This window comes from Shewanella sp. LZH-2, assembly GCF_016859145.1.
In the GTDB taxonomy this organism is placed as follows: domain Bacteria; phylum Pseudomonadota; class Gammaproteobacteria; order Enterobacterales; family Shewanellaceae; genus Shewanella; species Shewanella xiamenensis.
The window spans coordinates 877,644-890,868 of the sequence record NZ_CP069350.1 but is presented as its reverse complement, the minus strand read 5'-3'; the positions used below and the strand labels follow the sequence as shown (position 1 = coordinate 890,868).

At 46.6% G+C, this 13,225-nt stretch carries 12 protein-coding genes; 9 read left to right on the top strand and 3 right to left on the bottom strand.

The window, feature by feature from the left end; translation table 11 throughout:
• Window positions 1-242 precede the first annotated feature (242 nt).
• The 3 genes from JM642_RS04100 to JM642_RS04090 are packed head-to-tail and all read left to right on the top strand — an operon-like array spanning window position 243 to window position 2,307.
• Window positions 243-776, top strand: coding sequence for an RNA polymerase sigma factor (locus tag JM642_RS04100; protein ID WP_037422238.1), 534 nt, complete (start codon window positions 243-245; stop codon window positions 774-776).
• A complete protein-coding gene (locus tag JM642_RS04095; RefSeq protein WP_203432907.1) occupies window positions 776-1,354 on the top strand; it encodes an anti-sigma factor in 579 nt (192 codons plus the stop codon). The genes JM642_RS04100 and JM642_RS04095 overlap by 1 nt, the downstream gene beginning before the upstream one ends.
• Entirely contained in the window at window positions 1,351-2,307 is a 957-nt protein-coding gene (locus JM642_RS04090) for a DUF4097 family beta strand repeat-containing protein (protein ID WP_203432905.1), read from the top strand. The genes JM642_RS04095 and JM642_RS04090 overlap by 4 nt, the downstream gene beginning before the upstream one ends.
• 84 nt (window positions 2,308-2,391) lie before the next feature.
• Here the strand turns inward: JM642_RS04090 and rsuA are convergent, their stop codons facing one another.
• Window positions 2,392-3,081, bottom strand: a complete 690-nt coding sequence (rsuA, locus tag JM642_RS04085; RefSeq protein WP_239000486.1) for a 16S rRNA pseudouridine(516) synthase RsuA — start codon at window positions 3,079-3,081, stop codon at window positions 2,392-2,394.
• A gap of 345 nt (window positions 3,082-3,426) precedes the next feature.
• Between rsuA and JM642_RS04080 the strand changes: the two genes are divergently transcribed.
• The 4 genes from JM642_RS04080 (at window position 3,427) to JM642_RS04065 (ending at window position 7,693) form a co-directional block, all read left to right on the top strand.
• Complete coding sequence (locus JM642_RS04080) at window positions 3,427-5,511, top strand: M13-type metalloendopeptidase (protein ID WP_203432901.1); 2,085 nt, start codon at window positions 3,427-3,429, stop codon at window positions 5,509-5,511.
• A 212-nt stretch (window positions 5,512-5,723) separates the two neighbouring features.
• Window positions 5,724-6,509: a RelA/SpoT domain-containing protein gene (locus JM642_RS04075; protein ID WP_037422229.1), complete on the top strand. Its 786-nt coding sequence runs from the start codon at window positions 5,724-5,726 to the stop codon at window positions 6,507-6,509.
• 234 nt (window positions 6,510-6,743) lie between these two features.
• Window positions 6,744-7,151, top strand: a complete 408-nt coding sequence (locus tag JM642_RS04070; protein ID WP_011623923.1) for an SMI1/KNR4 family protein — start codon at window positions 6,744-6,746, stop codon at window positions 7,149-7,151.
• 41 nt (window positions 7,152-7,192) lie between these two features.
• Window positions 7,193-7,693, top strand: coding sequence for a DUF4447 family protein (locus JM642_RS04065; protein ID WP_011623924.1), 501 nt, complete (start codon window positions 7,193-7,195; stop codon window positions 7,691-7,693).
• A gap of 70 nt (window positions 7,694-7,763) precedes the next feature.
• On the opposite strand, the gene JM642_RS04060 is transcribed toward JM642_RS04065, so the two are convergent.
• Together JM642_RS04060 and JM642_RS04055 are read right to left on the bottom strand one after the other, a co-directional pair.
• A complete protein-coding gene (locus JM642_RS04060; RefSeq protein ID WP_203432900.1) occupies window positions 7,764-8,390 on the bottom strand; it encodes a glutathione S-transferase family protein in 627 nt (208 codons plus the stop codon).
• 117 nt (window positions 8,391-8,507) lie between these two features.
• Complete coding sequence (locus JM642_RS04055) at window positions 8,508-11,093, bottom strand: TonB-dependent receptor (RefSeq protein ID WP_203432899.1); 2,586 nt, start codon at window positions 11,091-11,093, stop codon at window positions 8,508-8,510.
• A 203-nt stretch (window positions 11,094-11,296) separates the two neighbouring features.
• Here JM642_RS04055 and JM642_RS04050 point away from each other — a divergent pair, with 203 nt between their 5' ends.
• Window positions 11,297-11,839: a PH domain-containing protein gene (locus JM642_RS04050; RefSeq protein ID WP_047539409.1), complete on the top strand. Its 543-nt coding sequence runs from the start codon at window positions 11,297-11,299 to the stop codon at window positions 11,837-11,839.
• Window positions 11,840-11,922: 83 nt separating this feature from the next.
• Window positions 11,923-13,206 carry an Nramp family divalent metal transporter gene (locus JM642_RS04045; protein ID WP_203432898.1) on the top strand — a complete coding sequence of 428 codons (1,284 nt, stop codon included), beginning with the start codon at window positions 11,923-11,925 and terminating at the stop codon, window positions 13,204-13,206.
• Window positions 13,207-13,225 lie beyond the last annotated feature (19 nt).

The following is a 13,225-nucleotide window of genomic DNA, read 5'->3' as shown; positions in this document are numbered from 1 at the left end:
GCAACTATGCAAGTATAATCTGTGATTTTACTTTCATAGAGTTATGATTCAGAATACCAACTGGTATAAAACCTGTAAGTTCATAAACTTAACTCTAAATTTTTGCCACTAATTTTACTATAAAACTCGAACAAGTGATGCTAAATGAACTGATAAAAAATTTATTTTTATCAGATACAAACCTTTTGTGCTTTTCAGAGCGTCCAATCTATAAACATTCACTCAGATGACAGGAAAAGGCTGTGACGGCAGGGAGACTCCCACTCAACAATGCAATGTCAGAATTTGACCTCATCACCTTGGCTAGCCAAGGTAATAGAGCCGCATTTAAGCAGCTGTATTTACACCATCATCCAAGGATATATGCCCTATCACTACGATTATCTGGCCAAGCCTCGCAGGCAGAAGAAATCACCCAAGAGTGCTTTATTTTGGTGTGGCAGAAATTGCCGCAATTTAGGGGAGAGAGTCAGTTCTCCACTTGGTTACACAGCATTTGCGTGAATCAGGCACTGAGCTTTATCCGTAAGCAAAAGTCGTTTTGGGCACGTTTTATCCCAATGGAGAGTGACGATGAACATTCAAGCGCCGATGAACATTATCAAGGGTTAGACAAGTTGATCCTAAAACTGCCAGAGCGGGCGCGTATCGTGTTTGTACTCTGCGCGATTGAAGGCTATCAACATGAAGAAATTGCACAATTACTTGGTATTGCCGTGGGAACCAGTAAGACCCAGTACCACAGAGCCAAGCAGTTACTACAGGAGATGCTGTAATGTCCTTATCTAATAATGCTCGCGAGGCCAAGCTCCAGCAATTGATTGATAATGCTCCCAAAACATTAACGCCCGAACGGGATCTTTGGCAAGGCATCGAAAAACGTATGGATAAGCCATTGGCCGCTCAAACGGCGAGTCGCCAAACGCCACGACTGCAAGGCACGCAATGGGCGATTGCCACAACTATAGTGCTGGCGGTGTTCTTCGGGTTCTACACTCAAGCTCCGGTAAAAACCTCGCTCTCAGAACAAATCGCCAGCCAAGCTGCGGATGATGAGCAAGTGCTGCAAGCTCTGCTAAGCCAAATAGCCCAGACACATCAAGCCCAGGTGACGAGCCTCGAACAGACCCCAACGGTAGTCGCTTGGCAAACGAGCCGCTTTAGCGCTCCGTTAGAGCAAGGCTTAGCGGAATTACGTCGTGCCGGCGAACAGATTTATCAAGCATTACAGGCTAATCCAACCGACAAACAACTTTGGCAACTCTGGCTTTGGGTGCAACAACGTGAACTCGATTTGCTACAACAAGGCCAAAAACTTCCGATTCAAAACTCAACACAAGGAAATAGCATATGAGCCATTTTACCCTCACGAAAACCAGTCTATTAGTGTCAACACTTTACCTTGGTCTTATGGGCAGCGTGTTCGCCGCTGAAAGTGTGGATAAACAGTTACCCATTAGCAGCGATACTCTGCTGCAAATAAAAATCCAACGGGGCGACGTGCAAATTCAAAGCTGGGATAAAAATGAAGTCAGCGTGACCGGCACTTTGGATGAGCTAAGCGAAGGTTTTGTCTTTGAGCAGAAAGGTAACAATCTGAATATCGAAGATAAAATGCCACGCCACTATAACGGCAGTGACAACAATGGCTCAAAGCTCACCATTAAAGTACCTAAAACCGTTAAGCTCAATGCCGATACGATTTCAGCTAATCTACAAATCAGCCAGACTCAAGGCGAGCTTGAACTCAATACCGTTAGTGGCAATATCAGCGCCGATAATTTGGGGGGTAATCCGACGCTACACACTGTCTCAGGCGATATCACCACCAAAGGATTAACAGGTAAAGTGATGTTAGATACAGTTTCTGGCGAGATTAAAGATTCTGAAAGCAAAGGCGAAATTAAATACCGCTTAGTCAGTGGCGATCTCAGCAGCCAAACCTTAGCCGACAAAGTCAACGTCGAGCAGGTTTCAGGCGAAATTAATGGCGACTTTAAAACCGTTAAAGAAGTTAATGTACGTACCGTTAGCGGCGACACCCAAGTGTCGCTAGCCAAAGCCTTTAATAAAGCCAATCTAGAGAGCGTTAGTGGCGATATTATTGTGACATTTGCTGATACACCCGATGCCAATTTCGAGCTCAATGGCGGCCCAGGCGGCAAAATCAAAAATGGCTTGAGCCAAGATGTGCCACAAAGACAAAAATACGTGCCGAATGAATCCTTAAGCTTCCAAACGGGCTCTGGTAGCGCCAGTGTGAAGATGGATACCATTAGCGGTAATCTGATCCTGAAAAAACAATAGTCTTATCAGAAAACGCGAATTAGCGATAAAAATAGCAATAAAAATGCCGCTCATCAGGAGCGGCATTTTTTTAGCCAAACGGTGTTAAATCGAGGCGATTTCTTCACTCGTCAGATAACGCCACTCGCCGAGGGCAAGTTCTGCGTCTAATTCAATTTTGCCAATGCTTTCACGGTGTAAGCCAACCACATGATTGCCTACGGCGGCAAACATCCGCTTCACTTGGTGATACTTGCCTTCGGTAATGGTTAAACGCACCCGCTGCGGCTCGATGATTTCAAGCACTGCGGGTTTTGTCAGGCCGTCTTCGTTTCTCAGCTCCACTCCAGCGGCAAAGACGCCAATCAGACTCTCATCCACAGGCTCGGCTAACGTCACTAAATAACGCTTGCCACAGTCTTTTTTCGGCGAGGTGATCCGATGCGACCATTGACCATCACTCGTGATCAACACTAGGCCAGTAGTATCGGCATCTAAACGACCAGCAATATGTAAGGTTTCGGGCTTTTCAATATCCAGCAGGCTCAATACCGAAGGGTAGACTTCATCTATGGTCGAGCAAATCGTATCCACAGGTTTATTGAGCATCAGGTAACGCTCACCGAGGAGGGAGATAGGCTCACCTTCGAGGCATACTTGCATCCCCTCAAGCACTTTAAAGCCTGAGTCTTTGACCACAACGCCGTCACAGGTAATCTCACCACGGTGTAAGGCTTTTTTAGCTAGGGAACGTGTAAGTGAGGTACTTTCACAGATAAATTTGTCTAAACGCACTTGATAACTCAACTTCAATAAATGAAAACTGACGTATTATGAGCCCAATCAATAAAAGGACAAAGCCTAAACTAAAACGACATCAGTGCGTCGGCGTAAATAAAATAAGTACCTACTAACTCGGTAATGCTTGCATACGGTATGTTTGCTGCTTTTTAGGTCAATTAAAGTTATGGTAATTTTTAGTTACAACTGCCAGATAATAAATCCATCTTTAAAAGTGTAATCACCTTGTTTCGATTCCCACTATAGCATTAACATACGTTACATTGCGCCTGAAGCAATCCCATTTAGAACCCAAATAGCCCCTGATATGGGCACAATAACAAACTCGAAGGAAACGACATGAGAAAAGTACTCATTGGGGGACTGTGTGCCTCACTTATCGCGGGCCTTACTGCCTGTAATGACAAACAAGCACAAGTTAGCGCGCCCGAAACCGCTAAAACCGCTACAGCTGCCGCTGTTACTAAAGCATTGGGTTCTGGTATCGAATTTGAAAACTTTGATAAATCAGTACGTCCACAGGACGATTTCTATAAATATGTTAACGGTACTTGGCTAAAAAAATCTGAAATTCCAGCCGATCGCACCAGCATTGGAGCCTTCTACGATCTGCGTGAAAAATCCCGTGACGATGTCAAAGCGATTATCGAAGAAGTCGCAGCTACGCCAAACCTAGCCGAAGGCACTGACGAGCAAAAAGTGGCCGATCTTTATCGTTCATTTATGGACACTGCCACATTAAACAAACTAGGTGTAACGCCACTCAAAGGCGAGTTTGATGCCATCAACGCCTTAAAAGATAAAAACGAACTGGTTAAATACTTCGCCCATAGCCAGATCATGGGCGCAGGTACACCAATGGCGTTCTACATCGATATCGATGCGAAAAACTCTAGCCGTTACGCGACTCACCTGTATCAATACGGCCTAAGCCTGCCAGAAAAAGACTACTACTTTAACGAGTCAGAGCGTTTCGTTAATATTCGTAAAGCTTACCTTGCTCATATCGAAAAAATGTTCACGCTAGCTGGCCTTGCCAATCCAAAAGCCAGTGCAGAATCTATCCTCGCACTTGAAACCGCCATTGCCGCTAAACATTGGGATGTGGTTGAAACCCGCGATAGCACTAAATCCTATAACCTTTATCAAGTTAAAGATCTGCCAAGCTTAGCGCCAGATATCGACTGGACCGGCTACTTAGCGGCATTAGGTGCTGACAAACAAACCGATATTATCGTTAACCAACCAAGCTATATCCAAGGCCTGAACGAAGTCCTCAAAACGACCGATCTAGCAACTTGGAAAACCTACATGCAATGGCAAGTGCTGACCCACGCGGCGAGCAACTTGAGCGAAGACTTCGACAACGAAAACTTTGCCTTCTTCTCTAAAATCCTTAACGGTCAAGAAGAACAAGAGCCACGTTGGAAGCGCGGTGTTGCCGCAGTTAACGGCGTATTAGGTGAAGTGGTTGGTAAAGTCTACGTGAAGCGTCACTTCGCACCTGAAGCTAAAGAGCGTATGCAAGCACTGGTTGAAAACCTACGCGGTGCCTACGGCGACAGCATCAAAGATCTGACTTGGATGAGCGATACGACTAAACAAGCTGCGGCCGAAAAATTAGCGAAATTCAACCCGAAAATTGGTTATCCAAACAAGTGGGAAGATTACAGCAAGCTGACCATCAAAGCCGATGATTTGATGGGTAACGCGGTTCGCGCAAGCGAAGTTGAGCACGCTAAGTCGCTAGCTAAGTTAGGTGCACCAATCGATAAAGACGAATGGCACATGACCCCACAAACGGTTAACGCCTACTACAACCCAACCATGAACGAAATCGTGTTCCCTGCCGCGATTCTGCAGCCACCATTCTTTAATATGGCAGCTGATGACGCCGTGAACTACGGTGGTATCGGTGCAGTAATTGGTCACGAAATGGGCCATGGTTTCGATGACCAAGGTGCTAAGTTCGATGGCGATGGTAATATGCGTGACTGGTGGACAGCGAAAGACTTAGAAGAATTCTCTGCCCGTGGTAAAGCCCTGATCGCACAATACGATGGTTACTATGTGTTTGACGATCTGCACGTGAACGGCAGCCTGACCTTAGGCGAAAACATTGGTGACTTATCAGGCGTGACTATTGCTTACCGCGCGTACAAAAAGTCACTCAATGGTAAAGAAGCCCCAGTTATCGATGGTCTGACTGGCGACCAACGTTTCTTCATCGGCTTCACCCAAATTTGGCGTGCAAAAGCCAAAGAAGAAGCCCTGCGTAACCGCGTAGCGACAGATCCACACTCACCAGCGGAATTCCGCGCACTGGGTGCACTGTCTAACATGCCAGAGTTTTACACCACCTATGATGTGAAACCAGGTGATGCAATGTATATCGCGCCAGAGAAACGCGTAAAAATTTGGTAATGCCAAATTAATTCAAGATTGTAGTTAACGCGACATAATCATGAAAGCGCAATGGCGCCGCTCACAATAGCGGTGCCATTTTTTTAGGTGCGAAAAATGTGAACCTAAGCCAAACATGAACAAGTCTTCATCATTGATTCAGCTTTAATTAAGCCACGTCAGCCTATGGTATCCCTGTGATGTGTATCACTCCCATAAGGAAGTAGGCCGTTATGAATAAGTTGTTTCGTACCTTTTTTATCTTTCTACTCTTATTATCGACCCGCACTGGTGTAGCCAATCCTCTAGATATCAATGACAGCAGAGCCGAACGTAGCAGCTATAGCGCAAGGCAAGCTCAAAGCCATGATCTGCAAGGGCTATATGCACTAAATACCCAAACCTTCGACACACCACGCCAATCTTTAAGCTGTTTAGATAAACTGTATTCAAATGCCCCTATTGCCCAAAATGAGCTAGGTAACTTATTGCAACGAGTCACTGCGGATACACAGGCGCAGGTGATTTTGCCCGACGTAAAAAGCTATCAACGCGCCGCCGAGAAAGTCGCCAGTAAATTTAAGGGGGATGCCAGCCAGATCACCGACCTTGCCCGCGCCAGCATTGTCAGTAACAGCATCTCTGAGCTGATGCAAAGCTATTACGCCTTAAGCGAGCAAGCTCAGGTCGTAAAACAGAAAAACCGTTTCGCCGAGCCTAAAGCCTCAGGTTATCGTGACCTTAACTTACTGGTGCGTTTGCCCGAAAGCGGCATGATTGCCGAGGTCCAATTGCACCTTAAGGATATTGCCGACATAAAAAGCGGCCCAGAACACAAAGTTTATGAACAGGTTCAGCAGATTGAAGCGAATGCGATAAAACAGCAACGTGCATTAAGTGAGTTTGAAACGGCACAAATCGCTAAGCTGCGCCAAGAGTCCCATAAGCTGTATCACAAAGCTTGGCTTAACTACAAACGCGTCGATGAAGGACTGCTGCTGACTAACTCAGTTGCTTAATCACCCGTTTGTTTAATCGCTTTACCGTTTAACGCTGTACCACTTCCACTGTTGCTCTGGCTATTTGTGAAAACAGATGCCAGCGCTTTTTTATGGCGTAACCCCAGACTCAACCCAAAGCGTCATCTCGCTAACAATCGATCTATGCCCACTATCGCTCACAGCCCTTCCCTCGCATCCAACCTTGTTTCCCTATATAATCCCGCGCCATAAGGCGACCCTTAAGGAAATTCCATGCACGACATAATTGAGCAACTCCAAGAACGCAGCGAAACCGTGCCTGTGCCACTCGAGTTACCCACATTCGAGCAGTTAGTGGAGGTTGAGGAACAGATTTTGATCCCGCTGCCACGGGAATTAAAGGAATACCTACTCCATGCCAGTGATGTGATTTATGGCGCGATTGAGCCTGTGACCGCAGCCGATCCCTATTCGCACACCTATTTACCCGAAGTCACCTGCTATGCTTGGTCAATCGGCTTGCCGAGGGACTTGATTGCCATCTGCCAATTGGGCGATGACTTTTACTGTATCGATCAGGATGGCCAAGTTCACTTCTGGCAAAATGGTGACTTTACCGATACCTATTGGGAATCCTTCTGGGAATGGGTAGAAGATATTTGGCTCAAAAACAAATACTGATTTTACCGAGATTTTATTTTTATCAACTTGAGAACCGCATTATGTCTAAAAATATTGGCTTGAACGCCATCGAAATGAGCTACTTACGCCAATCACTCAGCCTCAGTGCGGCTCAAGTAGGACAACTGACCAATCACAGCGAAGCCGATGTATTAGCGTGGGAAAATGCTGAAACACAGGCCCCTGAACTGGCACAGAAAAAGCTGTTAGATCTCGACGATATTATCGAGATGCAAGTGCTCAATACCACTGACGGCATCGAAGCCTTATTTAAGAAAGAGCCTAAACGTCACCTAGCCTTCGTGGTGTATCCAACCCAAGCCGTTTACACCCAATATAACCCTGAGTTTTTAAGCTCGCTGCCGTTAACTGAGCTGTACAACACCGCTGCATGGCGCATTAAAAAAGAATGCAAACTCGTGCTTGAAGTGGATGTTAGCTTAGTCAATCTCGATGTCGAAGCCTACAAGGCATTCCGTGAGCAAAATGGATTAAGTGAAAGCCGTGAAAGCCGTGCGAAATGGGCGGCGACTCAGCTATAAACGCTAAACGACTTAATCAAAAGGGCAGAAGAAAATCTTCTGCCCTTTTGTTTTTAATGCCTAAATCAGATTAAGCCTGCGCCGCAGCAGCGACAGCATCCATTTTGGCCAACGCCGATTTACGCGAAGGACGCGCTGCAATTCTATCGCGATACGCCGCCAATTTAGGCGGGATCTGCTGCTCAAATAAAGTGCCCCACATCAGTGTATGCGCCAGCAGAATATCGGCAACCGATAAGGTGTCACCGAGTAAAAAGTCACTATCGGGCAGCATAGCTTCAGCCAAGGCCGCCTTATCAAACTCCCACACAGCGCAAGGCATGATAGAAGGATGACGCTGCGCTTCCGGCAGCGCGAATTTATGCTTGCCTAGGGTCCATAGAGGCTGCTCAACCTCGGTAATAATAAAGCTCACCCATTGATGATAAAGGCCCGATGCCGCACTGCCCGCTTCAGGTAACAACTTGCCAAATTTCTCCGCCAGATACAGGCAAATAGCAGCAGACTCAGACAACACAAGATTATCATCGGTTAACACAGGCACTTTGCCACAGGGATTGAGCGCTAAGAAAGCGGCGCTACGGTGCTCGCCCTTATTCATATCCACAAACGAAAAGGCCCACTCGGCGCCTAACTCTTCTAGCACCCAAGATACTCGTAATGCACGGCTGCGGGGCATGCCATATAAGGTGATCATATTAACGTCCTTTTAGTGATGACTGATTAACGAGAACGAAGATACACTGTGTCGCGGCAGAGTAACATACAAAAACGGCGCCGAAGCGCCGTTTCCAATGACTCAGCCAATGACTCATTAGAAGTTCATTGTCAGTTTGGTGTAGATATAACGTCCCATTGGGTTGTGTACAGAGATCACATATCCATAGAGGTCGGTATCGCCATCACCAATCGCAAATGGTGGCTCTTCATCGAACACGTTGTTCACGCCTAATGTCAGCTTAAACATCTCGTTGAAACGGTAACTACCTGACATATCAACTAATAACTGTGCATCCACCATACGAGACTTGTTGGTTTCGAAGTCTAACACACCGTCAAAGTCGATATCTGGAGTATCTTCAAACTCACCGATATAACTCAGGTTTACGTTGGCGGCGAAGTTATCCATGGTCCAGTTCGTGGTGAGCAACCAACGATGTTGTGGGAACTTGTACTCGCCAGTGTAATCGAGACCGTCTTTTTCGAAGTTATGTAAGTAGCTGTACTCTAAGCCAAACTTCAAATCACCAAAGTTATCTAACTCAAGGCCATAGTGGGTTGACAGGTCAACACCCTGCACATCCTGCGAGCTTAAGTTGATAAAGCTTGAGTGAATAATGCTGATAGGACCTAAGGTTTGACCCGCTTGCGGTGCTAAACGCTCACACACAGTGCTGTTTTGATCGTTACAGTTTGCGGTGTAGATATCGCCCAATGGCTGCTTATCGATCTTGTTATCTTGAGTGATGCTGTAAACATCGAAACCGATATCAAACTTCTGGCTTGGCGCCCAGATAAGTCCAAGGTTCCATGTTTCTGACTCTTCGGCATCTAATTCAGAGTTACCTTGGAATTCAGTGTTATAGTCGAGCGCTTCACAATCCACACCATCGGCGGCGCAGCGATAAGTATCGATAAAGAAGCTACTTTCGCGAGATGGGCCTAAACCGATTTGTGCTAATGAAGGTGCACGGAAACCCGTTGACCAAGATCCACGGCTCGTCAGCTCATCGGTAATCCCCCATTGGAACGCCACTTTAGGGTTAGTGGTTGAACCAAAATCGCTGTAGTGATCATAACGACCAGCAAGTTGCAACTCAAAGTTATCTGTCACTGGAATTGAGAACTCCACATAACCCGCGTATTGGTCACGAGAGGCCGCCGCAGAAACCGCTTCGGTACCGAAAATCAGCCCACGTTGGAACTGTTCATCCGGCACGTCGCTCACGCTTTCTTCACGGTATTCTACACCCGCTGCCATCATAATATCGCGGTCCGCCAGCGTGAACGCTTGACCCGAAATGTTCGCCGCATATGAAGTCATGCTCGACAAACCTTGGCGGACAAGGCTAGTCGTGATGGCATCGATCACATCCTGCAAGTTCATCGTGCCACCAAAAGGATTGTAGCGGCCAGCATCGATCTCAGCTTGTAGATAATCGGTTCTGACCCAACCTTGGCTACGATCGCCGGTTTGCATCGATTCACTGCGACCGCGTTGTACCGAGGCTTCCCAATCCCAAGTTTTGATAGTGCCACGTAATCCAGCAACTAAACGCAGGGTATCAGACTCAATATCCCAACGGCGTGCGCCCGCATCCACAGTACGGAAACGACCGATTTCAATATCTTTGCCCCAAGGATTATTAGGGTGGGTACCCGGTACAGTTAAGGCCGCATCTTCATCCAGAGGTGTGGGCGCACCACCCGCAATAGAGGAGTTATGTTGCGCCGCTAACTCGAGGAAAGCAGTCAAATCGTCATTGAAATGGTAATCGAATTGACCAATAGCCCCGATACGTTCAGCTTCAGGGATCACTAGGTTGTAAGGGCCGTAGTCGAATAGACAACTGCCACTAGCTGTTGCGCGATCGGGCGGACAGGATGGGTCGATAGTCTTCACGCCATCAACATAAAAATAACCGGGGAAACCACGGGAAGAACGAAAATCCTCACCACCGTAAGGACTTTGATCCGCAGTGCCAAAACGGCCTAAATCGGTCGCTGACAGCGTTTCGTTTTTAAAGTAATCAAGGATAATAGATGCACTGCCCTTTTCGGATTTGGTTCCCCACACAACACTCGCCGTGGTTTCATCGTAACCCGTACCAGGGGTGTCGCCGTAACCTAAGTTAACCTCAATCCCTTCGATGTCTTTTTTCAAGACAATGTTGACTACGCCCGCAATCGCATCGGAACCGTAAATCGCCGACGCACCATCTTTCAGAATATCTATTCGCTCAATCGCTGAAACCGGAATGTTGTTAATGTCGACGAAGGAGTTAGTGATACCTTCAGCAAAAGCACTTGCCGCGACACGACGACCGTTGATCAATACCAGAGTGGCGTCAGGGCCTAAGCCACGTAAACTGATCGAGGCTCCGCCGTTTGCGGTCGAGTCTTGGCTGTTACCACGCGTAGAGAAAGCACCTGCACCGTTCGCAGGCATCCGCTCGAGTAACTGCTGCAGGTTGTCAAACCCCATGTTAGCAATATCTTCTTTGCCGATGGATTGAATGGGTGATGGTCCCTCGATATCGGTACGCTTAATACGAGAACCCGTCACTTCAATACGTTCAACTTTATCAGCACCATTTTCAGCTGCATAGCTAACATTCGGGGCAAACGCCATTGCGATCGCGATAGCACAAGCATTGGGTAGAATCTGAGGTCTTTTCATTTGCATTCCCTAACTTTAGTATTGTTGGAATTATTTTACTTTAATTCAACTTTTTATTAACAATATTCAAGGTAATGTGTTGTGAAACAAAGTCAATGGCCCACTGAAAAAAGTTAAACTTTTGTTACTAATAAAAACCATGTATTTTTCAGCACAAACATCTCAAGATAGTTAACAACTCACTGCATAAAATAGGGACGAAAATGCAAGAACAAACGATTCATGAAGCTGAATTTGAAGCCAACTTAGGCATGTATTGGTTACTCGCAGGGGCCGCTTACTTCACCCTAAGCATTGTAGGTATACCTTTGTTATTGCTTTGGTTTCCTCTTGGCTTATGGGGGACGCGTCGCTATATCAACAATATGAGCGCGCGTCTCACCAGCAAAAAACTTATTGTGCGTAGAGGCATATTAACCCGCACCGAAAATACCGTTCCCTTAGATAAAATCACCGATATCGCCTTAATCCAAGGTCCCATAATGCGCCTAATGGGATTACATAAACTCACAGTCGAAACTGCTGGACAATCGGGAACGGGTGCCTTAATTAGTCTAGTGGGCATAGTCGATGCCCCTAGTTTTAGAGCACAGATTTTGGAGCAGAAGGAGCGCTTGAGTGACAAGCATCCACAATCTGAAGCATTACCCGCTACAAACGATAATGCGCTACTCGGCCAGCTTGTCGAAATAACCGCCAGTTTAAAACGTATCGAAGGCTTACTCGCATCCAAACACGATGCTTAACAGTTAATTCGATCCAAATTTAGAATGTATGCATTAATATCAAACAGATATATTTTCACCGATAAGGAAGTACGCACCACGCCATGGACAACTCTGAAGTTAAACCACTCTCCATCAATTGGACTGCACAGCTCGCCCTTGGCATAAAAGCCATGGGACCGGGAGTGTTGATGGCCGCCGCCGCGATTGGGGCTTCACATTTAGTATCATCCACTCGCGCCGGCGCAGAATTTGGTTGGCAATTGGCTTGGGTCATTCTTGGCGTAAATTTGCTGAAATACCCCTTCTTTGCCGCAGGTGCGCGTTACACCGCCGCCACGGGCGAAAGTTTGCTGCATGGATATCTTAAGCAAGGTCGGGGTTATCTATGGCTATTCACAGGCCTCAATGTGATAGCCTCCATCGCCAGTACCGCGGGAGTTTGCATGTTAACTGCCGCCATGCTCACCCAGTTTATCCCCTTACCTATTGATGTGTTGGCGCTGTTGGTGCTAATAAGCTCACTGTTGTTATTGATTTTAGGTCACTATTCATTGTTGGACAGGCTAACTAAGATCATCATGTTTGCCCTGACACTCACCACATTAATCGCCGTCGCCTTGGCATTAGATCATATGAAACCGCTAGCAAGCCAGTTTATATCCCCCTCTCCTTGGCAGTGGGCCCATGTAGGATTTTTAGTCGCCATGATGGGCTGGATGCCTGCACCGATTGAAGTCAGCGCATGGAATTCATTGTGGTTGCTGGAAAAACAAAAGACTTCATCGGTAACACCATACCAAGCTCTGCTCGATTTTAACTTAGGCTATATCGTCACCGCCCTGCTGGCAGTGGTCTTTCTGGCCTTGGGCGCCCTGGTAATGCATGGCAGCGGCGAACATTTTTCTGAATCGGGTGCCCAATTTGCAAATCAGTTAATCAACTTATATAGCCAAGTCATGGGCGGTGAAAGCAGATATTTGATTGGCATAGTGGCGTTTTTATGTATTTTCAGCACCACTGTCACCGTCATCGATGGCTATAGCCGGACCCTAAACATGGGCTGGCAACTACTCTCCAAGTCAGTAGTGTCAGAAGTACAAGCGGATAAACGTCTGACAGGCATTATGCTCGGTGTCAGTGCGTTAGGATTGTTGTTAATCCTGTTTTTTAAGGGCGCACTGCTGCCATTACTGGAGTTTGTGATGATCTTGGCCTTTATGACCACTGTCGTCTTTGCATGGTTAAATTATCGCTTAATGACCAGCAGCCAACTCCCAGAAGCAGACCGCTACGGTACAAAGATGAAATGCCTCTCTTGGATAGGCTTAAGTTATTTACTTATTTTTGCCGTACTTTTTATTTACTGGTACTGGGTAAAGGCCTAGCAGGTGTTCAACACTAGCG

What these genes read in the sequence shown, in the direction of transcription:
- JM642_RS04090 (WP_203432905.1), top strand. Translation starts at nt 1,351, where the DNA reads ATGAGCCATTTTACCCTCACGAAAACCAGTCTATTAGTGTCAACACTT.
- JM642_RS04045 (WP_203432898.1), top strand. Translation starts at nt 11,923, where the DNA reads ATGGACAACTCTGAAGTTAAACCACTCTCCATCAATTGGACTGCACAG.
- JM642_RS04065 (WP_011623924.1), top strand. Translation starts at nt 7,193, where the DNA reads ATGTCTAAAAATATTGGCTTGAACGCCATCGAAATGAGCTACTTACGC.
- JM642_RS04055 (WP_203432899.1), bottom strand. Translation starts at nt 11,093, where the DNA reads ATGAAAAGACCTCAGATTCTACCCAATGCTTGTGCTATCGCGATCGCA.
- JM642_RS04080 (WP_203432901.1), top strand. Translation starts at nt 3,427, where the DNA reads ATGAGAAAAGTACTCATTGGGGGACTGTGTGCCTCACTTATCGCGGGC.
- JM642_RS04095 (WP_203432907.1), top strand. Translation starts at nt 776, where the DNA reads ATGTCCTTATCTAATAATGCTCGCGAGGCCAAGCTCCAGCAATTGATT.
- JM642_RS04050 (WP_047539409.1), top strand. Translation starts at nt 11,297, where the DNA reads ATGCAAGAACAAACGATTCATGAAGCTGAATTTGAAGCCAACTTAGGC.
- JM642_RS04070 (WP_011623923.1), top strand. Translation starts at nt 6,744, where the DNA reads ATGCACGACATAATTGAGCAACTCCAAGAACGCAGCGAAACCGTGCCT.
- JM642_RS04075 (WP_037422229.1), top strand. Translation starts at nt 5,724, where the DNA reads ATGAATAAGTTGTTTCGTACCTTTTTTATCTTTCTACTCTTATTATCG.
- JM642_RS04060 (WP_203432900.1), bottom strand. Translation starts at nt 8,390, where the DNA reads ATGATCACCTTATATGGCATGCCCCGCAGCCGTGCATTACGAGTATCT.